This is a genomic window from Geodermatophilus sp. SYSU D01119 (genome assembly GCF_054049975.1).
In genome coordinates, this window is sequence record NZ_JBJGYL010000018.1 from 1 (window position 1) to 21,523 (window position 21,523).

Here is a 21,523-nt window from a genome sequence, read left to right on the forward strand (position 1 = left end):
GGTCCGCCGTCCGTGGACGGACGGCGGACCGGGGGCGGCCTTCGTAGCGCTGATGGCTCTCCAGGAGGGAGGCCGGGGGCGGGCTCCGTCGCGCTAGTGGCTGCCCAGGAGGGCGACGGCCTGGCGGGCCATCTCCAGCTCCTCGTCGGTGGGGACCACCAGGACGGCGACGGCGCTGTCCCCGGCCGAGATCCGCCGGGCGCCCAGCACCCGCTCGGCGTTGGCCTCCTCGTCGAGCCGGATGCCCAGCGGCTCCAGCCCGGCCAGGGACCGCGAGCGCACCACCGCGTCGTTCTCGCCGATGCCCCCGGTGAACACGATCGCGTGGGTGCGGCCCAGCACGGCCAGGTAGGCGCCCACGTACTTGCGCACCCGGTGGCAGAACACGCCCAGGGCCAGCGCGGCGGCCTCGTCGCCCTCGCCGATGCGCCGGTGCACCTCGCGCAGGTCGTTCGTGCCGGCCAGCGCCAGCATGCCGCTGGAGGAGTTCAGCGCCCGGTCGACGTCCTCGGGCCCGAGCCCGGCGACCCGGTGCAGGTGCGCGACGACGGCGGGGTCGACGTCGCCGGAGCGGGTGCCCATCACCAGGCCCTCCAGCGGCGTCATGCCCATGGAGGTGTCCACGCTGCGGCCGCCGGCGACGGCGGTGGCGCTCGCCCCGTTGCCCAGGTGCAGCACCACCGTGTTCACCTCCTCGGGCGGCCGGCCCAGCAGGCCGGCCGCGGCGCGGGAGACGTAGGCGTGCGAGGTGCCGTGGAAGCCGTAGCGCCGCACGCCGTGCGCCCGCGCCCACTGCGGCGGGACGGCGTAGGTGTAGGCCTCCGGCGGCAGCGTCGCGTGGAAGGCGGTGTCGAAGACCGCCACGTGCGGCAGGCCCGGGAACGCGCGGCGCGCCACCTCGATGCCGGTGGCGTTGACCGGGTTGTGCAGCGGCGCCAGCGTCGCGAGGTCGCGGATCGCCCGCAGCACGTCGTCGTCGACCCGCACCGGCGCGGAGAACCGGTCGCCGCCGTGCACCACCCGGTGCGCCACGGCGACCAGCCCGGCGTCGGCCAGCCGCGGCCCGGACCGGTCGAACGCCTCCAGTGCCGCGCCCAGCGCCACCCCGTGGTCGGGCAGTGGCCGCTCCACCACGTCCGGCGGCCGGTCCGGCAGGGAGTGGGTGAGCCGCCCGGAGGGCTGCCCCACCCGCTCGGCCAGCCCCCACGCCAGCGCCGCCCCGGCGGCGACGTCGACCAGCCGGTACTTCAGCGACGACGAGCCGGCGTTGACGACGAGCACCCGCCCGCTCACGCGATCCCCTGCGCCTGGATGGCCGTGATCGCCACCGTGTTCACGATGTCCTGCACCGTGGCGCCCCGCGACAGGTCGTTCACCGGCCGCCGCAGTCCCTGCAGCACCGGGCCGACCGCCACCGCGCCCGCGCTGCGCTGCACCGCCTTGTAGGTGTTGTTGCCGGTGTTGAGGTCGGGGAAGACGAACACCGTCGCCCGGCCGGCCACCGCGCTGCCCGGCAGCTTGGTGCGCGCCACCCCGGCGTCGACGGCGGCGTCGTACTGGATGGGGCCCTCCACCGACAGGTCCGGCGCCCGCCCGCGCACCAGCTCGGTGGCCGCGCGCACCCGGTCGACGTCCGCGCCGCTGCCGGACTCCCCGGTGGAGTAGGACAGCATCGCCACCCGCGGCTCGACGCCGAAGCGGGCGGCCGTGGCGGCCGAGGTCACCGCGATCTCGGCCAGCTGCTCGGCGTCCGGGTGCACGTTGACCGCGCAGTCGCCGTAGACCAGCACCCGGTCGGCCAGGCACATGAAGAAGACGCTGGACACGATCGACACCCCCTCGGTGGTGCGGATCAGCTCCAGCGCCGGGCGGATCGTCTGCGCGGTGGTGTGCGTCGCGCCGGACACCATGCCGTCGGCCATCCCGAGCGCCACCATCAGCGTGCCCGCATAGGAGACGTCGACGACGACGTCGCGGGCGGCGTCCATCGTCACGCCGCGGTGGGCGCGCCGGCGGGCGTACTCGACGGCCAGCTCCTCGCGCAGCGCCGGGTCACAGGGGTCGAGCACCCCCGCCGCGGACACGTCGGCCCCGGCCCGCACGGCCGCGGCGCGCACCTCGGCCGGGTCGCCGAGCAGGGTGAGGTCGACGACGCCGCGCCGCAGCAGCCGGTCGGCGGCCTGCAGCACCCGCTCGTCGGTGCCCTCGGGCAGCACCACGTGCCGCCGGTCGGCGCGGGCCCGGTCGAGCAGCTCGTACTCGAACATCAGCGGCGTGGTCACCCGGGTGCGGTGCACCTCGGCCCGGTCGAGCAGCGCCGCGCCGTCGACGTGCTCCTCGAACAGCGCCAGCGCGACGTCGACCTTGCGGGGCGCCTCGGCGTTGAGCCACCCGGGGACGGTGTCGGCCACCGTCGTCGTCGCGTGCGTGTCGAGGTCGGTGAGCACCACGGGCACGACCGTGGGCAGCCGCCGGACCAGCTCCAGCACGCTCGGCGCGGGCTCCAGGCCGCCGGTGAGGACCAGGCCCGCGGGCTGGGGGAGGGCGTCGGACAGGTGGGCGGCGAGGACGCCGAGCAGCACGTCGGCCCGGTCGCCGGGGGTGATGACGACGACGTCGTCCACGAGCCGGTCGAGCAGGTTCGGCACGGTCATCGCCGCCACCAGCACCCCGGAGGTCTCCCGGCGCAGGTCCGCGGCGCCGCCCACGAGCACCCGGGCGTCGCAGGCGGAGGCGATCTCGGCCATGGTCGGCGCGGTCAGCGCCGGCACCTCGGGCAGCGCCCAGGCGGGCGGCTCGCGCTGCGCCAGCGACGCCCGGACCGCGGCGTGCTCGCCGGCGGACACCCGGTTGACGACGACGGCGACGACGTCGCAGCCCGCGCGGCGCAGCGCGTCGGTGCCCACGTCGACGGCGCGGTCCACCTCGGCGGCGCTGCGGCCGTGCCCGGAGACGGTGCAGACGACCGGCAGGCCGAGGTTGACCGCGATCCGCGCGTTGAGGCCGAGCTCGCGGGCCGCACCGGCCTCGCCGAAGTCGGTGCCGACGACGAGCACCCGGTCGCAGCGGGCGGCCAGCGCGCGGTAGCGGGCCACCACCTCCGACAGCGCCCGGTCCTCGTCGGCGAGCACGTCGGCGTAGGTGACGCCGAGCGAGGCCTCGTAGGGCGGGGAGCCCGGCGCACGGGGGAGCAGCAGGTCGACCACCCGGTCCGGCTCGTCGCGGCTGCGCACCACCGGCCGGAAGACCCCGAGCCGGCCCACGCGCCGCGCCAGCAGGTCGAACAGGCCGAGGGCGACCGCGGACTTGCCCGTGGCCGGTTCGCTGCCGGTGATGTAGAGCCCGTCCGACACCGCCCCACCTCCTGCCCGCGACCCTAGGTCGCCGACGGCGGTCCGGCCCCCGGAGCGGGGGTCGGTGCCGGCCGGGCGGGAGCGGCCCCGGCCGAGCGGGACGGCGCGGCCGACACCGCCAGGGCGGCCAGCACGAGCACCGCGGCCAGTTCCACCCAGAACGACTCCCACCACAGGAGCGCCGCGGTGGTCTCGACGAACCCGAACAGCCCGACCGTCGTGGACAGCAGCAGGGCGCCCAGGGTGCCGAGTGCGAACAGCGCCCCGGCCGCGGCCGCCCACGGCAGCCACCGGCGGGGGCCCAGCCCCACCAGCAGCGCGAGCAGGCCGCCGAGCACGGTGTCGGCCAGGAACGCCGGGCCGATGACGGGGATGCCGTCGTAGCCCTGCAGCCACAACCACCCGTGGATCGCGGCGGCGGCGGCCAGCAGCAGCGCGCCGGGCACCCGCAGCGGGAGGACCGCCGCGGGTGCCCGGCGGTCGGCCGCGCGCGCGGCGCGCGTCATCACACGACCGTGACGACGAGCTCCATGCCCATCGCCCGGTGGGTGCCGACCGAGCAGTAGAAGACGTACTCGCCCGGCTCGAGGGTCACCTCGAGCGACCCCGACCCGCCGGGGGCGAGGATCTCGGTGGCCGCGACGTCCTCGCCGTCGGGCCCCTCGACCACGAGGTCGTGGCTGGCCCCGCCCTCATTGGTCACCTCGACGGTGTAGGTGCCGGCGGCGAGCTCGGTCTCGGGCATCTCGACGGCGAAGTCCACGAGCGCTGACCGCAGCGTCGAGGTGGCGGGGGACGGGGACCGCGCCCCGCCGGGAGTGGGCGCCGCACCGGTCGCGGGCGGGGACGCCGGCGCGGAGGACGACGAGGAGGAGGACGCGGTCCCGCCCGCGTCGGGAGCCCCGGTGCCGCCGGAGCAGCCGGTCAGCACCCCGAGGGCCACGGCGGCGCCGAGGACCATGCCCGTGCGGCGCCTGCGCAGGGGGGACGGAGTCGGACGCGGGGACGTGAGCATCGGTGCTCCTCGGGTTCTGCGGCCTCGGTGCCGGACGGTGGGGAGGCCGCGGTGCACGGCGTTCGGTGCGGAGCCCCCAGCGGTTCAGCGGGCGGTCAGGAGACGACGAGGACATCGGCGAACGCGGGGTCGTGGCGGCTGGAGAACGCGTACGTGCCGGGTCCGGCCGGCGCCGGGAAGGTCAGCAACGTGTGCCCCGGGACGACGACGTCGAAGGACCCGTCGGCCGCCGTCAGGGTGACCTCGGTGGAGCTGCTGTTGAACACCGTGACGAGCGCGCCCGGCGCCACCGGTGCCGGCACGTGGAAGCGCTCCGCGTCGACCAGCACGCCCACCGACAGCTCGCCGTGGTCGTGGCCGGCCATGGGGTCGGGCCCGGTGCCGGGGTCGGCGCCAGGGCCGGCGGCGGGCGGGGACGGCGCCGGTGCGCCGCCCGGGACGGCGGTGACGGCCCCCGCGGTCGGGGCCGGCTCGGGAGGCGGGGAGGCGGCCAGCGCGACGGCGACCGCCACGGTCGCCGTCATCAGGGCCACCTCGACGCCGGCGAGACGGCGGAAGGCGCGCGGCTCGCCGGCGCGCAGGCGCGGCAGCGTGGCGCGGCGGTGGCGCAGGCCGAGGACCCCGAGCCCGGCCAGCGCCGCCGTCTTGGCGCCGAGCAGCCAGCCGTAGCCGCTGCCGAGGGCGGCACCGAACCCGGCGGGGGAGGAGCCGAGCAGCACCCACGCGCCGACGAGCCCGGAGGCCCCGGTCAGCAGGAGACAGCCGAGGGCGAGCGCGCTGTAGCGCGCCACGGCCGGCGCGAGGTCGCCCGGCCCGCGGCCGTGCACGAGGAGGGCGCCCAGGCCGCCGACCCACGCCGCCGCCGCGACGACGTGCGCGGCCAGGCTGCCGACCGCGAGCAGGTGGTCACCGGCGGAAGCGGAGTGGCCGCTGAGGACGACGGGCACGACCAGCCCGGCGAGCGCGACCAGCAGCAGTGCGCCGGCGCCCGCCGCGCGCGTGCACCGCGGGGCCAGCACGGTGACCGTCGCGGCGAGCGCCACGACGACGAGGACGGACCGGCCGGCGGCGACGTCGGTGAGGAACACCCCGAGCGCCGAGCCCGGCAGCGCGGTGGGCGCGGTGCCGAGCAGCCGGCTGACGGTGAGGACCGCCGTCAGCGCCGCGGCCGCGGCCCAGGCCGCCGCCCACCAGGACGCCGCCCGCACCGCGCGGCGCGCAGCCGGGGGCAACCCGGCGCCCCTGCCGGGGAGGAGCACGGCCGCGAACAGCAGCGCGCCGACGGTGCCCACCGCCGCGATGCGGGCGGCGAGGGAGGTGACGGGGAGTCCCCACTCGACCGGCCACCCGGCCTGGGGGAGGCCGGGGGAGGCCGTCGTGGTGGTCGCCGCGCCGCCCGCCGCGAGCGCCAGGACGAGGACGCCGAGCAGGCCGAGGACGGCGGCGAGCACGGCACCGGCGGGAACGCGGCGGCCCGCCGGCGGGTCGCCAGCACCGCGTCGGGGAGCCGGCGGAACGGCCGGCGCCCCCCGGGCGCCGACCCCCGGGGCGCGGGTCACGACCGCCGGCGGAGCTGCCGGACGCCGAGGACGGCGCCCGCGGCCAGCAGGCCCCCGCTGCCGAGCAGCACGGCCGGCAGCGCCGACCCCTCGTCGTCCGGCGGGGAAGCGGCCGATGCGGGATCGGTGGCCGGGCTGTCGGCGGCGGGGCTGTCGGCGGCGGGGGTGTCGGTGGCGGGGGTGTCGGCGGGCGCCGCGCCGTCGGCGACGGTGAAGGTGAACGACCCCGCGAGCTGGTGGCCGTCGGCGGAGGTCACCCGCCACGCGACGGAGTAGGCGCCGGCCGGGAGGTCCGCGCGCAGCGGCTGCACGACCGCGGTGTCCCGCAACTCGACGTCGCCCGCGGACACCGGTGTGCCGTCCGGCCCGCTGACGAGCACCGCGGTGCCGACGGCCTGCGGCGTCCCGCTCATCTGCAGCTCGACCTGCGCGGGGGCGGTCGGCACGGTCGCGTCGGCCGCGGGAACGGTGGCGACCAGCTCGTCGTGGGCCTGTGCCGCCGGCGTGCCCGGGCCCCACAGGACGAGGGCGGCGACGGCGGCGGTGACCAGCGCGGCCGGCCCCCGCCCCCGGTGGGCGGAGGAGGCCCGGGCGGAGGAGGCCTGGACGGGGGCGGTGGACCGGTGCCGGCGCATGACCGGCGTTCGCACCGGGAGGCGTCCGCGGATTCCCGCCGGGCGGGGTGAACCGCTCGGGCCACTGGCGACGTACACGGGGTGGACGACGCGGGAGCCGGTGCACCACCGGCTGGGGGACCCGACCACTCCGCGTGGTCCTCCCGGAGGACCCGGCCGCAGCGCGAGGACGCGTCTGCGGCGCACGACGGACGCCGTTCCGAACGGCGTCCACTGCCGGCGAGCCCCTCGGGGACCCGGCGGGCACACGACTCTGAGGAGCCCATCGTGCGCAAGGCACTCGCCGTACCCACCATCGCTCTCGCCGCAGCGGCCTTCCCGCTGCTGACCATGACCCCGGCCCTGGCCGACCACGACGGCAGCTACCAGGCCGACCTCGTCGCCCTCAACCAGTCCGGGGTCTCCGGCACCGGCATGGTCACCGTCCAGGGCGACTCCGCCACCGTCGTGATCGAGGCCACCGGCCTGCTCGCCGGTGCCCCCCACGCCCAGCACTTCCACATCGGCGCGCAGGGCGAGTGCCCGACCGACGCCGACGACGAGAACGGTGACGGCTTCGTCAGCGTCACCGAGGGCGCGCCCTACTACGGCGCGATCGGCACCTCGCTGACCACCACCGGCGACACCAGCCCGGACAGCGGCCTCGCGATCGACCGCTTCCCGACCGACGGCAGCATCAGTTACTCGCGGACCTTCGACATCACCGAGGACGTGCAGGCCGCGTTCGCCGGTGGCACCGCGGTGCTGGTCCTGCACGGTGTGGACGAGAACGGCAGCGGCACCTACGACGGCGACGTCATGAGCGACCTCGACCCGTCACTGCCGATGGAGGCCACCGCCCCGGCCGCCTGCGCCCCGCTCGTCATGTCGCAGATGGGCACCGCGCCCACCGGCGGTGCGGAGACCGGCGGCGGGAGCACCGCGGGCACCGAGCAGCAGGCCGCGATCGGCGCCGGCGCCCTGGCGCTCGCCGGTGCGGCCGTGGCCGGTGCCGTGGCCTACCGCCGGCGTTCGGCCGAGCAGGCCTGACCGGTCGCCGGGCCGCGCGGGAGACCTCCCGTGCGGCCCGGCCCCGGCCCGCACCCCCCGTCGTCAGTGAGGACGCCATGACCGAGCAGCCCCGCCGCAGGACCGGCGCACGCACCTGGGCGGTGCTGGCCGCCGCCCTGGCCGTCGCCGGGGTGGTCGCCCTGGTCGTCGCCGTCACCGGGCAGCGCAGCGCGCCCGCGCCCGCCGCCACCACCACGACCGCCGGCACGTCGGCGGCCGCGCCGTCCGCCGCGGACCCCGGCGGCCCTCCGGCCGGCGACGGGACCGCAGGCGCGCCGGGTTCCGCGGTCGGCACGGGGGAGGCCCCGGATCCCGCTGCGCAGCCCGTCGCCGCGCCCGTGGCGGTGCGCATCCCCTCGATCGGGGTCACCAGCGACCTGCTGCGGCTGGGGCTCAACGGGGACGGGACCGTGGCGGTGCCGCCCCTGGCCGAGGACGACCGGGCGGGCTGGTACGAGAACGGCCCGGCGCCCGGCGCGGTCGGGCCCGCCGTCCTGCTCGGCCACGTCGACTCCGCCGAGTACGGGCCGGGCGTCTTCTTCGACCTCGGCGCGCTGCGGCCCGGCGACGAGGTCGAGGTCACCCGCGCGGACGGCACCGTCGCGGTGTTCGCCGTCGACCGGGTGGAGACGCATCCCAAGGACGACTTCCCGACCATCGAGGTCTACGGCAACACCGACGACGCCCAGCTGCGGCTGATCACCTGCGGCGGGGACTTCGACTCCGCGGTGCGCAGCTACGAGGACAACGTCATCGCCTTCGCCACCCTGGTGACCACCCGCGCGGCCTGAGCCGTCCCGTCGGCTCAGCGGTCGGGGACGGTGATCCGGTACTGGGCGATCTTGCGGTAGAGGGTGGCCCGCCCGATGCCGAGCTCCTCGGCGACGCGCGTCATCGTGGTGCCGGGCTCGGTCAGGCACCGCACGATCTCGTCGCGCTCGAGCCGCTCCAGCCGGGTCAGCGCCCGGCCGCCGCCGTCGAGCACCTCCGGCGCCAGGTGGTGCACGTCGACGACGTCGGCCCGGGTGACCGCCTCGCGCACCACACGGCGCAGCTGCGCGACGTTGCCCGGCCAGGCGTACCCGGTGAGCGCCCGGGCGGCGCGCGGCGTGAAGGCCACCTCGCGGTGCCGCTCCTGGCGGGCGGTCCAGGACGCCAGCGGCAGCACGTCGTCGGCCCGGTCGCGCAGCGGCGGCACCTCGACGACGGCGTCGGCCAGCCGGGCCACCGGGTCCGGCAGCGCCCCGTAGTCCGGCGCGGTGAGCACGAACGGCTGCGGCCGCCCGGCGCGCCGCACCGCCGCGAGCACGTGCGCCAGCTCCCCGGCCGCCCACGCCGGCAGCCGGTGCAGCCCGGAGACGATCACGCACGTGTCGGCGTCGCGCAGCTCCGGCGTCCACAGCTCCAGCCACGGCGCGACGTCGCCGGCCTCCGGCGCGCGGGCGTGCAGCAGCCGCTGCCGGCCGGGCAGCCGCCGGCGGGCGAGCGCCGCGAGGGTCGCCTTCCCGGCGCCGGGCTCGCCGACGACGACCGTCCCGGCGCCGGAGGAGACCGCCACCGCGGCCCGGTCGACGGCGCTCCGCCAGGCGGGGGTGACGCACGGGTCGCCGTCGTCGGGGGCCAGCGAGCCGCCGATCACGCGGAACACCTCCCCGCGCGGCGCCGGGCGCACCAGGCGGCCGCCGCTGCGCAGCGCCATGAGCGCGCTGGTGGCGCTCGCCGCGGTCTGCGCGAGGCCGAGCAGCAGCTCGGAGGAGGAGTCCGACCAGGTGGTGAGGTTGATGCTGCCCGCGAGTTCCCCGGTGCCGGGCTCGAGCACGGGCGCCGCCGCGCAGGTGTAGCCGCGCAGGTCCGTGACCCAGTGGTCGGCGGCGCGCACCAGCGTCGGCGCCCGGTCGGCCAGCGACAGCCCCAGGCCGTTGGTGCCGGCGTTGCGCTCGGCGTAGGAGAACCCCGGCGCGAGGTGCACCCGGTCCAGCGCCCGGTGGATCGACGCGTCGTCGCCGAGGCGGGCCAGCACGAACCCGGCGGGGTCGGCGACCATCAGGCTCACCGGCTCGTTGGCGATCGTCGTCTGCAGGTCGCTGAGCACCCGGTGCGCGCACTCGTAGAGCAGCGAGCCGGTGTCGGGCGTCCCGGTGAACACCGGCACCACCTCGTCGGGCGGCACCCCGTAGCCCTGGCTGCGCCGCCAGGACGCGCGCACCCGCGGCGCCGTCCCGCGGCGCCCCGCGAGCGCGGGGTCGGGCAGCGGCGCGGGTCCGGCCGGCTCGTCCACGGTCGCCTCCCGCTGTGGCCTGTGTCACGGCAATGTACGCGGCGCGGCCTCGCGGGCGGTGTCTCAGAGTGAGACGGCCGGAGGGGGTGCACGGCGGCGCAGCCGCCCTAGCGTCGGCGGCGAGCACGTGACCCAGCTCACGACCGGAGCCGACGGAGGCCGACGCATGTACACCAGGGACGGCGAGCAGTACTACGTGGTGGACGCGCACATCGCGCTGTGGGACGCGCGGCCGGAGAACCAGCGCAACGTCCACGGCAAGCAGTTCATCGACTGCTTCTACGACTACCACCGCAACCTCAGCCCGGAGTCCGAGGTCTGGGGCTACGAGGAGTACCTGTACCAGGGCGGCGAGCGGCTGATGCGCGACGTGTTCGTCGACGGCATCGTCGACCACGCGGTCTTCCAGCCGGCCCGGCTCGCGGAGTTCTACCACCGGGGCTTCGGCCAGACCGAGGAGGCGTTCGCCCTCGCGCAGGCCCACCCGGACAAGCTCACCTACAACCACTACTGGGACCCGCGCGACGGCGAGAACGGCCTCGACGCGCTGCGCGCCGCCGCCGAGCGCATGCACCTCACGGGCGTGAAGCTCTACACCGCCGACTGGCACGGCGAGTCCCGCGGCTGGAAGCTCACCGACCCGATGGCCCAGCGCTACCTGGAGCTGTCCCAGGAGCTCGGCATCCGCAACATCCACATCCACAAGGGCCCGACGATCCGCCCGCTGGACCGCGACGCCTTCGACGTGGCCGACGTCGACCACGTGGCCACCGACTTCCCGGACCTGACGTTCGTCGTCGAGCACTGCGGCCTGCCGCGCCTCGAGGACTTCTGCTGGATCGCCACCCAGGAGCCCAACGTCGTCGCCGGGCTGGCGGTGGCCATCCCGTTCATCCACACCCGGCCGCGCTACTTCGCGCAGATCATGGGCGAGCTCCTCTACTGGCTGGGCGAGGACCGGATCCTGTTCTCCAGCGACTACGCGCTGTGGACGCCGAAGTGGCTGGTGGAGAAGTTCGTCGACTTCCAGATCCCCGAGGACATGAGCCCGGAGTACGCGCCGATCACCACGGCGCAGAAGAAGAAGGTGCTCGGCCTCAACGCCGCCCGGCTCTACGACCTCCCGGTGCCCGAGCACCTGCGGCTGCCCGAGGCCGACGAGACCGAGACCGGCCCGCGCGAGCCGGCCGCGGCCGACCTGGCGAGCGTCTGATGACGGCGGTCCTGCCCGGCCTGGCCGCCGGGGTCGTCGAGGCCGCCCGGGTCGACGAGGCCGCCGTCCGCCGGGCGCTGGGCACCGTCGTCGACCCCGAGCTCGACGAGCCGATCACCGACCTCGGCTTCGTCCGCTCGGTCGCCGTGGACGGCTCGAGCCGCCCGGCCACCGTCGAGGTGCACCTGCGGCTGCCCACCTCGTTCTGCGCGCCGAACTTCGCCTGGCTGATGGTGTCCGACGCGCACGACGCCGTCTCCGCCGTCCCGGGCGTCGGGCGGGTCGTCGTGGAGCTCGACGACCACTCCGACTCCGACCTGATCAACCGGGGGCTGGCCGCCGGGCTCGGCTACCGCGGCACGTTCGGGCACGAGGCCGAGGAATCGCTGGACGAGCTGCGGGCCACCTTCGTCCGCAAGGCCCACACCGCGGCCATGGAGCGGGCGCTCACCGCGCTGCTGCGCACCGACCCGTCGGCCGACGTCCGCGCGGTCACCCTCGGCGACCTCCCGGCCGACGCCGCGGACGCCCTCCGCCGCCGGCGGGCCGCCCTCGGGCTCCCCGCGGGCGACGACGCCCCGGTGCTGCTCCGGGAGGACGGCACCCGCCCCGACGCCGCCGACGCGCCGATGGTGCTGCGGCGGGCCCGCTCGGTGCGCATCTCGGTCGACGGCAACGCGCACTTCTGCCGCGGCCTGCTCACCACCCGCTACCCGGGGTCGGAGGCCGACCAGACCCCCCGCCCCGACGACCGTCCGCTCATCCCCCTGGAGGTGCGCTAGATGAAGGCCGTGCGCGTGCACGAGTACCACGCCGACCCCTCGCTCGACGACATCCCCGAGCCCACGCTGCAGGGGCCCCTCGACGTCATCGTGAAGATCGGCGGCGCCGGGGTGTGCCGCACCGACCTGCACATCCTCGAGGGCCAGTGGGCCGAGCTGCAGAACCCCGACCTGCCCTACGTCATCGGCCACGAGAACGCCGGCTGGGTGCACGCGGTGGGGGAGGGCGTCACCAACGTCGCCGTCGGCGACACGGTGATCCTCCACCCGCAGCCCAGCTGCGGCCTGTGCGCGGCCTGCCGCGCCGGCCGGGACATGCAGTGCGAGAACGCGTTCTTCCCGGGACTGTCGAACGACGACGGCGGGATGGCCGAGTACCTGCGCACCACCGCCCGCGCCTGCGTGAAGCTCGACCCGTCGACCGACCCGGCCGACGTCGCCGCGCTCGCCGACGCCGGCATCACCGCCTACCACGCCGTCCGCAAGGCCCTGCCGCTGCTGCACCCCGGCACGACGGCGGTCGTGCAGGGCGCCGGCGGCCTCGGGCACATCGGCGTGCAGTGCCTGGCGGCGTTGTCGGGCACCCGCGTCGTCGTGGTCGACCGCAACCCCGACGCCCTCGAGCTCGCCCGGCAGATCGGCGCCGACGAGACCGTGGTGGCCGACGGCGACCAGGTGCAGGCGGTGCAGGAGCTCACCGGCGGCGGCGCCGACGTCGTCTTCGACTTCGTCGCCGAGCAGGGGGCGGAGATGGACGGCTGGCGGATGACCGGCCCGGCCGGCTCGCTATACGTCATCGGCTACGGCGGGGAGCTGCGCATCCCGACGCTGGAGTTCGTCGCCGGTGAGAAGAACATCGTGGGCAACATCGTCGGCACCTACACCGACCTCGCCGAGCTGATGGTGCTCGCGCAGGCCGGGAAGGTCACCCTGCACACCCAGCGGTACCCGCTCGACCGCGCCGTGGACGCCATCCGTGACCTCGACGCCGGCAAGGTACGGGGGCGCGCGATCCTCGTGCCGTGACCGGGAGGTGCCCCCGGCGGTCCCGCCGGGGGCACCTACCGCGCGGGGCCGACCGGCTCGACGTCCATCCGGGTCACCAGGCCCGCGCCGTCGAAGCGGTGGACGTGCCGGACCGTCTCCCGCGACAGCACCGCCCCGCCCGGGTCGCGGACGGTCATCGCCACCGTGACCGCGACCGAGCCGTCCGGGCGCTCCTCGAACCCGGTCGGCCGCAGCAGCGGGCGGATGTGCGCCCACTGGCGCTCCCAGTACGCGCGCACGCCGTCCCGGCCGTGCACCCGGCCGCCCTCCCAGCCGTTGGGCCAGTCGACGCCGGGGGCCATGGCGGCCCCCACCGCGTCGAGGTCGCGGGCGGTGAAGGCCTGGTAGAGGGCGCGCAGCCGCGCCTCGCGGTCCGGTGCGGTCACGGGGCAGCACCCTGGCACGGCCTCCCTGGCCGCGGGGGACCCGCCCGCGCGCGATGCTGGTACGCCATCCGGCGACGCTGGAACGCCACCCACCGACGGGAGACCCATGACGCTCGCCGCCCCGCGCCCGCCCGCCACCGGCGCCGACGACGCCGCCCTGCGCGAGATCGAGCAGCGCGTGCTCTGGCTCGCCACGGCGGTCGTCGACCACGCCAACCGGGTGCGCCCGAACCCGACCGGCCTCAAGGTGGGCGGCCACCAGGCCTCCAGCGCCTCGATGGTCACGATCATGACCGCGCTGTGGCTCGAGCAGCTGTCCGCCGACGACCGGGTGTCGGTGAAGCCGCACGCCTCCCCGGTGCTGCACGCGCTGGAGTTCCTGCTCGGGCAGCTCGACGCCTCCTGGCTGACCACGCTGCGCGAGTTCGGCGGGCTGCAGTCCTACCCCTCGCGCCTGAAGGACCCCGTCCCGGCCGACTACTCCACCGGCTCGGTCGGCATCGGGGCCACGGCGCCGATCTGGGGCGCGCTGGCCCGCCGCTACGTCAACACCCAGTTCGGCGCCGGCGGCACCGGGCGGCAGTGGTCGCTGGTCGGCGACGCCGAGCTCGACGAGGGCGCCGTCTGGGAGGCCGTGCTCGACCCGATGGTGGCCGAGCTCGGCGAGGTGAACTGGATCGTCGACCTCAACCGGCAGTCGCTGGACCGCGTCGTCCCCACCATGGGCGCCACCCGGCTGCAGGGGATGTTCACCGCGGCCGGCTGGCAGGTGCTCACCGTCAAGTACGGGGCGCTGCTGGAGGAGCTCTACACCCGCCCCGGCGGCCCGGAGCTGCGCGACCGCATCGACGGCATGAGCAACGCCGAGTACCAGCGGCTGCTGCGCCGCACCGCCGCGGAGGTCCGCCGCGAGCTGCCGGGCGGGGGCCCCGCCGCGGCCGCCATCACCGGGCTGATCGACGACGTGGCCGACGCCGACCTGCTCGCCGCGGTGCGCAACCTCGGCGGGCACGACCTCAGCGCGCTGCGGACGGCGTTCGCGCAGATCGACGACACCCGCCCGACCGTCGTCATCGCCTACACGCTCAAGGGCTACGGCCTGGCCACCGAGGGCCACCCGCAGAACCACTCGGCGCTGCTCACCGAGGCCCAGCTGCACGAACTCGCCGCGCGGGTCGGCGTCGACCCGGCGCAGCCGTGGGCCGGGTTCCCGGCCGGCAGCCGGCCGGCCGAGCTGCTGGCCGCCGCGGCGGCCCGGCTGGCCCGAGCGGCGGCCGGCAGCGCGCCCGCCCCCGACGTGCCGGCCGACCTCGGCCGCACGCCCTCGGGCACGGCCACCACCCAGGCGGCGCTGGGCCGCACGCTGCTCGACCTCAACCGCGCCGCGCCCGAGGTGGGCCGCCGGGTGGTCACCGTCAGCCCCGACGTGTCCAGCTCGACCAACCTCGGCGGCTGGGTGAACAAGGTCGGCGTCTGGTCGCACGAGGACCGACGCGACTGGTTCGCCGACGACGCCGAGACGATCCTGCACTGGCGCGAGCGGCCCTCCGGGCAGCACGTGGAGCTCGGCATCGCCGAGACCAACCTGGTCGGCGCGATCGGCGAGCTCGGCGCCACCTGGTCGCGGTGGGGCCAGCCGCTGCTGCCCATCGGCGTCCTCTACGACCCGTTCGTGGAGCGGGCGCTGGAGCCGTGGTCGTTCACCATCTACGCCGGCGGGCAGTCCCTGCTGGTCGGGACGCCGTCGGGCGTGACGCTCGCCCCCGAGGGCGGGGCGCACCAGTCGATCACCACGCCGTCGCTCGGCCTGGAGCAGCCCGGCTGCCTCACCTACGAGCCGGCCTTCGCCCTCGACACCGAGTGGTGCCTGCTCGCCGCGCTCGGCCAGATGGGCCGCCCGGGCGGGCAGTCGGCCTACCTGCGGCTCTCGACCCGGCCGGTGGACCAGGCGCTGGCCGCGGTGCCGGCCGACGCGGCGGCCCGCGAGCGGCGCCGCCGGCAGGTGGTGGCCGGGGCCTACCCGCTGCGGCGGGTGCCGCGCCCGGCGGTCACGCTGGCCGCGATGGGGGCGGTGGTCCCCGAGGCGCTGGCGGCGGCCGAGCGGCTGGACGGGCTGGGCTTCCCGGCCGACGTCGTCGTCGTCACCGGCCCGGGGCTGCTGTTCCGCGCCGCGCAGGCCCGCCGCGGCCTCGACGACGCCTCGCCGTGGGTGCTCGACAGCGTCTTCCCGGCCGACCGGGCCACCCCGCTGGTCACCGTCCTCGACGGGCACCCGCACACGCTGGCGTTCCTCGCCGGCCTGCGCGGGGTGCCGGCCGCACACCTGGGCGTGACGCGGTTCGGGCAGAGCGGCGACCTCGACAGCGTGTACCGCTACCACGGCCTCGACGTCGACTCGGTGGTCGGCGCGGCCCTCGACCTCGTGGACTGACGAAGGACCCGGGTGCCCGCCACGCCTCGCTCCGCTCGACGCGGGCCCCTGCACCGGGGCCGTTCCAGCACCTCACCGGCACCGCGGGGTGCGGCCGGGCGGGGCCGGGGAGGTCATCCGGGAGGATGAATCGACATGACGTCCTGATGACCGGGGTGCCGCGCGTCGGAGCGGCACCCCGGTGTGGGAGCGTTCTCCCCGTGATCGGACACGAGGACCTCGCGGTGCGGACGCTCGGCCCGTGCCGCATCGACTCGCCCCTGGCGGAGCGGCTGGCCGCCCGCGAGACGACGCAGCACTCGGTGCAGGAGGGGGACCGCGTCCTCTTCGACGACACCCTGTCCATGGCCGGCGCGCGCGGCCTCCCGGTGGAGGAGCTGCCGAGCCTGGAGCCCGGCGGGCCGCGCCAGCGCATCTACTTCGACCCGGCCAAGACCCGCGTCGGCATCGTCACCTGCGGCGGGCTGTGCCCCGGCCTCAACGACGTCATCCGCGGCCTGGTGCTCGAGCTGTGCCGGCACTACGGGGTGCGGCGGATCGTCGGGTTCCGCAACGGCTACCGCGGCTTCATCCCGCGCTACGGCGAGGACGTCGTCGACCTCTCGCCGGAGGTCGTGCAGCACATCGACGACGAGGGCGGCACCATCCTCGGCACCTCGCGCGGCATGCAGGACCCCGAGGAGATCGTCGACGCCCTCGAGCGGCTGGCGATCAACATCCTGTTCGTCATCGGCGGCGACGGCACGATCCGCGGGGCGATGGAGGTCGTCCGCGTGGTCGAGGAGCGCGGCCTGAAGATCGCCGTCGTCGGGGTGCCGAAGACGATCGACAACGACATCCCCTACATCGACCAGAGCTTCGGCTTCCAGACGGCGATGTCGGAGGCGACGAAGTCCATCCACGCCGCCAGCGTCGAGGCGCGCTCGGCCCCCGGCGGCGTCGGGCTGGTCAAGCTCATGGGCCGGCACTCGGGCTTCATCGCCTGCTACTCCACCCTCGCCAAGGACGACGCCGACTACGTGCTCATCCCCGAGGTGCCCTTCGCGCTGCACGGCGAGGGCGGCTTCCTCGAGCACCTGCGCCGCCGGGTCGAGGACCGCGGGCACGCCGTCGTCGTGGTGGCCGAGGGCGCCGGGCAGGAGCACATCGAGGAGCACGAGCCCGGCCGGGACGCGTCGGGCAACGTCCGGCTCGGCGACATCGGCCGGCTGATGCGCCGGCTGATCAGCGAGCACCTGGACAAGGCCGGGGTCGAGAACAACGTCCGCTACTTCGACCCGAGCTACGCCATCCGCAGCGTGCCGGCCAACCCCTACGACAGCGCGTACTGCCTGCGCCTCGCGCACGCGGCGGTGCACGCGGCGATGGCCGGGCGCACCGAGGTGATCGTGGCGCGGCGCCGGCGGCGGTTCGTGCACATCCCGATGGCGCTGGCCGTCAGCCGGCGCAACCACGTCGACCCGCTGGGCGACCTGTGGATGTCGGTGCTCGAGGCGACGGGGCAGCCGGTCCGTTTCGGCTGAGCCGCCACACCGCCCGGGCGGGTCCTCCGCCCGGGCGGGACGGGTCCTCCGCCCGGGCGGCGGTCCTCAGCCCTTCCCGGGAGCGGGCCGGTCCGCCTGCGTGCGGGCGTCGGCCTTGGCCTTGCGCTCGGTGCGCTTCTCCTTGATCGACTTCGCGGACTTCCCGGACATCGACTGGCGCGGCGACTTGTCGCTCATGCGGACTCCTGGGGGAGGGCGGCCCGCCGTGGCGGCGGGCGGCCGGGGCCGCCGGCCGGACGGCCGGCGGGGTCCGGGGCCGGCGGACCGGCCCCGGGAGGCTCAGGGAGCCGGCTCGGGCCGGCCGTGCACCGGGGTGTCGAGCGACCGCAGCAGGGCCGTGGGCTCGGCGCGGTTGCCGTGGTCGGTGGCCGCGGCGAACGCGCGGTCCGCCGTCGCCCGCGGCGTGCCCGGCGGCACCACCAGCAGGTCGACCCGGGCGCGTCCGAGGTCCCCGGTCAGGCTGACCAGGTGCGGGTCGAGCCGGCCGAACCAGCCGAGGCGGACCGTGCGGTCGCCGGTGCGCAGCCGGCGCCCGGTCGGCGCCCACGACGCGGGGTTGAAGGCCACCCGGGTGGCCCGGACGCCGCGGCGCTGCAGCTCCTCGAGCAGGGGCCCGAGCTCGCCGTCGAGGTCCGCGGTGCGGGGCCACCACGCGCCGTCGAGCGTGGTGCGGGGCGCGGCCGGCTCGATGAGCGCCAGCCGGACGGCGCCGGCCCGGCGGGGTGTCCCGGCCGCGCTGGTGGGGGAGTGCGTGGTGCGGGAGTGCGTGGTGAGTCCCATGACAGGGACCGCCGATCTCCCTCCGGATGCGGAGGGGGCTGAGCGCCGCAGTGACGCCACCGCCGAACCTACACCCGGGCGGGTGAGATCCCGGCGCTGCGCTGCAGGGCCGCCGCCGTCCTGCCGATGCCCTGCCCGCCAGGTGAAGCAGCCGCCGAGACGACGGGACGCCGCCATGCCGCGGTACGCACGCACGACCACCCCGCGGACCCCGGTCCGCCTGCTGGCGACGGCGGCGGTCGCCGTCCTCGTCGCCCTGGTGCCCGGTGCCGCCGCCGCGGCGCCGAACCGGTCCGACCCGCCCGACGTGGTCCCCGTGCTCGACTGCGTCACCACCTCCGCCGACGGCAGCTGGACGGCGGTGTTCGGCTACGACAACCGCACCGGCACGACGGTGACCATCCCGGTCGGCCCGGCGAACCAGGTGACGCCGACGCAGTACGGCACGCCCCAGCCGACCACCTTCGAGCCCGGCCTCCGGCACGGCGTGTTCGCGGTGACCGTGACCCGCGGCGGCGGCCCCACGTGGCACCTCGGCAGCACGAACCTGGCCGCGCGCAAGGGCGACGCCGCGTGCCCGCCGTCGACCCAGATGCCCGCCGACGGCAACGGCGCCGGACTGCCGATCGTGCTCGCCGCGGCCGGGGGAGCCGCGGCGCTCGCCCTCGCCCGCGCCCGGAGGAGGGCCGTCGCAGCCTGACGGCCCCAGGACGCCTGCCGGCCGGCGCGGTCAGTCGCCGGGCGACGTCCGGCGGCGCAGCTCCGCGACGAGCCGCTCGCGGCCCAGCGCCAGCCGGCGCCGGTAGGTGCCGTAGGGCACCCCGAGCCGGCGGGCGGCCGCCTTGTGGGTGCGCGACGCGGTGATGAACGTGGCGGTCAGCGCCTCGTGGGCGCGCACGCCGGCCGGGTCGGTCCGCAGCGCGTCGAGGGCGGCGGAGACCGCGGCCCGCAGGTCGGCCACGGGGTCGGCCGAGCCCGGCGGCACCAGCGCCGAGCCGAGCAGGGCGTTGGTGGCGAGCTCGCGGGGCGCGTGCCAGGTGCGCAGCGCCTCGAGCACGGCCGCCCCGAACGCGGCGTCCGGCAGGGGCTCCCCGGCGGTGCGCTCCTGCGCGACGGGCGTCGGGGCGGGCGCCTCCACCGGTGCCCTCGGGGCCACCGCGGCCCGGGCCCGCAGCTCCACCCAGCGCTCGACCGGCTCGCTGCGCCAGTCGCGGCCGAACACGTGCTGGCGGCGGCCGCCGACGTCCACGACGGCGACCTCCCGCAGCCGCGCGGCGGCCAGGTAGGCGCCCCACCGGTCGGCGTCCTCGAAGACGGTCGCGGTCACCGCCCGGCCGCGGGCGCGCATCTCGTCGGCGATCGCGCGGCGGCTGATCAGGTCCATGACCGGCGAGGGCTGCTGGTGCCACGACGGCTGCACCGCGAAGCGGCGGATCGCGAGGTGCTCGCCCGGCCGCAGGGGCGCGGTCGCCGACACGTGCTCCCAGAGCGCGGCGACCACCGGGTCCGCCGCCAGGTCCTCCGGCGACGGCGCCGCCATGTGCAGGACGGCCATGAAGGCGACCGGCCGGGTGGACCCGGCGTACCGGTACACGCGGAACCCGCCCGGTCGCCGCCGGAGCCAGTGCTCCGCCATGCGGGCGGACCCCGGTCCCTCCGCCTCCCCGGCCATCCGCAGCACGTCGGGGACGTCGGCGGCCGTCAGCGGGGTGTCCTCGACGTGCGGGTGGGCGCGCCAGTCGTAGAGCGCGTCGACCCCCGCCTGGTCGCGGAACAGGAACATCCACTCCGCGACCCGCAGCAGGGCGTCGTCGTCGGCGGCCGCGCGCACCGCGTGGAGCAGGGCGGCCGAGACGCGCACCCGGACGTCGTCGTAGCGCGCGGGGTCCCGCCACCGCAGGTCGGCCTCCAGGGTGGCCCGCACCGCGTCGTGCGGGTGCAGCCCCTCGGCGGTGGCCTCGACGTAGGGGAGCTGGCGCAGCCAGGCGAACAGCTCCGCGGTGTCCTCCCCACCCAGCACCGCGCGCAGCAGCGACTCCCGCGTCACGTACGCCTGCGCGACCACCTCCAAGGCCCGCCGGTGCGCCGGCCCCGGCACGTCGCCCACCAGCCGCTCGACGAGCGTGGTCAGCACGTCGCCGGTCGGCTCCCACGGCGCGCCCGTCGCGGGGCTCCCGGCGGAGACGGTGGCGGCCAGGGACAGGGCGAGCGGGCTGCCCCCGGCGAAGCCGATCAGCCGCGACCGCTGCGCCGGGGCGACGCCGCGGGAGGCGAGCAGCGCGGAGGACTCGGCCGGCTCCAGCGGCCGGACGGGCAGCTCGCAGAACAGCGGCGCCCACCCGGGGTCCAGCGACCACTCCGGGTCCGGGGCGACCCGGCCGGCGATCACCACGAGCGCGTCGTCGGCCAGCCGCAGCAGGAACGTGTCGCGCAGCCAGGGCTCCAGCGGCCGGCAGTGCTCGAAGGAGTCGAGCAGCAGGACGGTGCCGGGCTGCACGCACGCCAGCGCGGCGGCCTCCTCGAAGCGCCGGGGCTCGGCGTCGAGGAAGCGGACGTCGAGGTGCACCACCGGACGCCCGGCCAGCTCCGCCTGCCGGGCGGCGTGGCGCAGCAGGGTCGACTTCCCGATGCCGCCGGGGCCGTGCAGGTAGACGACGACGGGTGCGCCGTCGCTCCCGGCGACCGCCGCGTCGAGCACCCCCCGCTCGCGGTCGCGGCCCACCAGCGCCCCCGCCCGCGCGGCCGCCAGCCTGCTGCCCAGTCCCGTGCCCACCCGGCTCCTCTCGCCGCCGTCCATGATCGCGCGCCGGGGGCCGGGTCCGGGAGCACGCACGCGGACGGCGGTGGGCACCGGTGGGCACCGGTGAGCACCCGGGGGCGTGGCGACCGGGCAGCCGCGCGGCGCAGGGTCGGTGCCAGCAGGACGGCGCCGCCGTCCACCGGACCCCGGGAGATCCCGTGACCGTCCCGTTCCTCGCCCCGCGGCAGGACCAGCAGCAGCTCGAGTGGATCGGCGGCAGCACCGTGAGCGTGCTGCTCGACGCCGAGGCGACCGGGGGCGCGCTCACCGTCGCCCGCCTGGACGTCGAGCAGGGTGACGCCTCGCCGTTCCACCTGCACACCCGCGAGGACGAGGTCTTCGTCGTCGTCTCGGGCGAGGCCGTGGTGTGGGCCGGCGAGGAGCGGCACGAGCTGGGCGAGGGCGGCGCGGTCTTCCTGCCGCGCGGCATCCCGCACGGCTACCGGATCACCTCCGAGCGCGCCGACCTGCTGCTCGTGGCGACGCCGGGCGGGCTGGAGGCGATGTTCCGCCACGCCGGCCGCGACCGCAGCGGGCCCCGCCCCGACGGCTTCGCCATCCCCCCGGAGCTGCTCGCCGAGGCCGCCGAACTCGGCGGCAACGTCGTCCTCGGCCCGCCCCGCTGACCCCGACCCCCTGACCTCCCACCC

General features: G+C 76.9%; 20 protein-coding genes. 9 read left to right on the forward strand and 11 right to left on the reverse strand.

Going from position 1 to position 21,523, the window contains the following annotated elements:
* Positions 1-93: 93 nt before the first annotated feature.
* From ACI79X_RS14615 to ACI79X_RS14640, 6 genes are all read right to left on the reverse strand, one after another.
* Complete coding sequence (locus ACI79X_RS14615) at positions 94-1,293, reverse strand: acetate/propionate family kinase (protein ID WP_457026137.1); 1,200 nt, start codon at positions 1,291-1,293, stop codon at positions 94-96.
* Positions 1,290-3,353: a phosphate acetyltransferase gene (gene pta / locus ACI79X_RS14620; protein WP_457026138.1), complete on the reverse strand. Its 2,064-nt coding sequence runs from the start codon at positions 3,351-3,353 to the stop codon at positions 1,290-1,292. The genes ACI79X_RS14615 and pta overlap by 4 nt, the downstream gene beginning before the upstream one ends.
* Before the next feature lie 23 nt (positions 3,354-3,376).
* Positions 3,377-3,859: a hypothetical protein gene (locus ACI79X_RS14625; RefSeq protein WP_457026139.1), complete on the reverse strand. Its 483-nt coding sequence runs from the start codon at positions 3,857-3,859 to the stop codon at positions 3,377-3,379.
* The gene (locus tag ACI79X_RS14630; protein WP_457026140.1) at positions 3,859-4,116 is read right to left on the reverse strand and encodes a cupredoxin domain-containing protein; all 258 of its coding nucleotides are present in this window, start codon (positions 4,114-4,116) and stop codon (positions 3,859-3,861) included. The genes ACI79X_RS14625 and ACI79X_RS14630 overlap by 1 nt, the downstream gene beginning before the upstream one ends.
* A gap of 347 nt (positions 4,117-4,463) precedes the next feature.
* Positions 4,464-5,819 carry a copper resistance D family protein gene (locus tag ACI79X_RS14635; RefSeq protein WP_457026141.1) on the reverse strand — a complete coding sequence of 452 codons (1,356 nt, stop codon included), beginning with the start codon at positions 5,817-5,819 and terminating at the stop codon, positions 4,464-4,466.
* Between the two features lie 104 nt (positions 5,820-5,923).
* Positions 5,924-6,577, reverse strand: a complete 654-nt coding sequence (locus tag ACI79X_RS14640; protein ID WP_457026142.1) for a copper resistance CopC family protein — start codon at positions 6,575-6,577, stop codon at positions 5,924-5,926.
* A gap of 252 nt (positions 6,578-6,829) precedes the next feature.
* On the opposite strand from ACI79X_RS14640, the gene ACI79X_RS14645 reads away from it, so the two are divergent.
* A complete protein-coding gene (locus tag ACI79X_RS14645) occupies positions 6,830-7,591 on the forward strand; it encodes a hypothetical protein (RefSeq protein WP_457026143.1) in 762 nt (253 codons plus the stop codon).
* Positions 7,592-7,668: 77 nt separating this feature from the next.
* The gene (locus ACI79X_RS14650; protein ID WP_457026144.1) at positions 7,669-8,403 is read left to right on the forward strand and encodes a class F sortase; all 735 of its coding nucleotides are present in this window, start codon (positions 7,669-7,671) and stop codon (positions 8,401-8,403) included.
* Positions 8,404-8,417: 14 nt separating this feature from the next.
* Here ACI79X_RS14650 and ACI79X_RS14655 read toward each other — a convergent pair whose 3' ends face one another.
* Entirely contained in the window at positions 8,418-9,890 is a 1,473-nt protein-coding gene (locus ACI79X_RS14655) for an AAA-type ATPase lid domain-containing protein (RefSeq protein ID WP_457026145.1), read from the reverse strand.
* A 166-nt stretch (positions 9,891-10,056) separates the two neighbouring features.
* On the opposite strand from ACI79X_RS14655, the gene ACI79X_RS14660 reads away from it, so the two are divergent.
* The 3 genes from ACI79X_RS14660 to ACI79X_RS14670 are packed head-to-tail and all read left to right on the forward strand — an operon-like array spanning position 10,057 to position 12,911.
* Positions 10,057-11,103, forward strand: coding sequence for an amidohydrolase family protein (locus ACI79X_RS14660; RefSeq protein WP_457026146.1), 1,047 nt, complete (start codon positions 10,057-10,059; stop codon positions 11,101-11,103).
* On the forward strand, positions 11,103-11,885 hold the full coding sequence (locus tag ACI79X_RS14665; RefSeq protein WP_457026147.1) for a metal-sulfur cluster assembly factor: 783 nt from the start codon (positions 11,103-11,105) through the stop codon (positions 11,883-11,885). The genes ACI79X_RS14660 and ACI79X_RS14665 overlap by 1 nt, the downstream gene beginning before the upstream one ends.
* A complete protein-coding gene (locus ACI79X_RS14670) occupies positions 11,886-12,911 on the forward strand; it encodes an NAD(P)-dependent alcohol dehydrogenase (protein WP_457026148.1) in 1,026 nt (341 codons plus the stop codon).
* Between the two features lie 35 nt (positions 12,912-12,946).
* Here ACI79X_RS14670 and ACI79X_RS14675 read toward each other — a convergent pair whose 3' ends face one another.
* The gene (locus ACI79X_RS14675) at positions 12,947-13,318 is read right to left on the reverse strand and encodes a nuclear transport factor 2 family protein (RefSeq protein WP_457026149.1); all 372 of its coding nucleotides are present in this window, start codon (positions 13,316-13,318) and stop codon (positions 12,947-12,949) included.
* Positions 13,319-13,424: 106 nt separating this feature from the next.
* Between ACI79X_RS14675 and ACI79X_RS14680 the strand changes: the two genes are divergently transcribed.
* The gene (locus ACI79X_RS14680; protein WP_457026150.1) at positions 13,425-15,749 is read left to right on the forward strand and encodes a transketolase-like TK C-terminal-containing protein; all 2,325 of its coding nucleotides are present in this window, start codon (positions 13,425-13,427) and stop codon (positions 15,747-15,749) included.
* 200 nt (positions 15,750-15,949) lie between these two features.
* Complete coding sequence (locus ACI79X_RS14685) at positions 15,950-17,272, forward strand: ATP-dependent 6-phosphofructokinase (protein WP_457026151.1); 1,323 nt, start codon at positions 15,950-15,952, stop codon at positions 17,270-17,272.
* Positions 17,273-17,338: 66 nt separating this feature from the next.
* Here the strand turns inward: ACI79X_RS14685 and ACI79X_RS14690 are convergent, their stop codons facing one another.
* A complete protein-coding gene (locus ACI79X_RS14690) occupies positions 17,339-17,470 on the reverse strand; it encodes a hypothetical protein (protein WP_457026152.1) in 132 nt (43 codons plus the stop codon).
* 102 nt (positions 17,471-17,572) lie between these two features.
* Positions 17,573-18,073 carry a DUF5994 family protein gene (locus tag ACI79X_RS14695; protein ID WP_457026153.1) on the reverse strand — a complete coding sequence of 167 codons (501 nt, stop codon included), beginning with the start codon at positions 18,071-18,073 and terminating at the stop codon, positions 17,573-17,575.
* Between the two features lie 175 nt (positions 18,074-18,248).
* Between ACI79X_RS14695 and ACI79X_RS14700 the strand changes: the two genes are divergently transcribed.
* Positions 18,249-18,773: a hypothetical protein gene (locus tag ACI79X_RS14700; protein ID WP_457026154.1), complete on the forward strand. Its 525-nt coding sequence runs from the start codon at positions 18,249-18,251 to the stop codon at positions 18,771-18,773.
* A 30-nt stretch (positions 18,774-18,803) separates the two neighbouring features.
* On the opposite strand, the gene ACI79X_RS14705 is transcribed toward ACI79X_RS14700, so the two are convergent.
* Positions 18,804-20,846: an AAA family ATPase gene (locus ACI79X_RS14705; protein WP_457026155.1), complete on the reverse strand. Its 2,043-nt coding sequence runs from the start codon at positions 20,844-20,846 to the stop codon at positions 18,804-18,806.
* A gap of 185 nt (positions 20,847-21,031) precedes the next feature.
* Between ACI79X_RS14705 and ACI79X_RS14710 the strand changes: the two genes are divergently transcribed.
* On the forward strand, positions 21,032-21,499 hold the full coding sequence (locus ACI79X_RS14710) for a cupin domain-containing protein (RefSeq protein WP_457026156.1): 468 nt from the start codon (positions 21,032-21,034) through the stop codon (positions 21,497-21,499).
* Positions 21,500-21,523: the final 24 nt, after the last annotated feature.

Bases quoted from the DNA above. Each gene is read 5' to 3' on its own strand.
- ACI79X_RS14700 (WP_457026154.1), top strand. From the start codon at position 18,249: ATGCCGCGGTACGCACGCACGACCACCCCGCGGACCCCGGTCCGCCTG.
- ACI79X_RS14695 (WP_457026153.1), bottom strand. From the start codon at position 18,073: ATGGGACTCACCACGCACTCCCGCACCACGCACTCCCCCACCAGCGCG.
- ACI79X_RS14650 (WP_457026144.1), top strand. From the start codon at position 7,669: ATGACCGAGCAGCCCCGCCGCAGGACCGGCGCACGCACCTGGGCGGTG.
- ACI79X_RS14690 (WP_457026152.1), bottom strand. From the start codon at position 17,470: ATGAGCGACAAGTCGCCGCGCCAGTCGATGTCCGGGAAGTCCGCGAAG.
- ACI79X_RS14670 (WP_457026148.1), top strand. From the start codon at position 11,886: ATGAAGGCCGTGCGCGTGCACGAGTACCACGCCGACCCCTCGCTCGAC.
- ACI79X_RS14680 (WP_457026150.1), top strand. From the start codon at position 13,425: ATGACGCTCGCCGCCCCGCGCCCGCCCGCCACCGGCGCCGACGACGCC.
- ACI79X_RS14665 (WP_457026147.1), top strand. From the start codon at position 11,103: ATGACGGCGGTCCTGCCCGGCCTGGCCGCCGGGGTCGTCGAGGCCGCC.
- ACI79X_RS14625 (WP_457026139.1), bottom strand. From the start codon at position 3,859: ATGACGCGCGCCGCGCGCGCGGCCGACCGCCGGGCACCCGCGGCGGTC.
- ACI79X_RS14660 (WP_457026146.1), top strand. From the start codon at position 10,057: ATGTACACCAGGGACGGCGAGCAGTACTACGTGGTGGACGCGCACATC.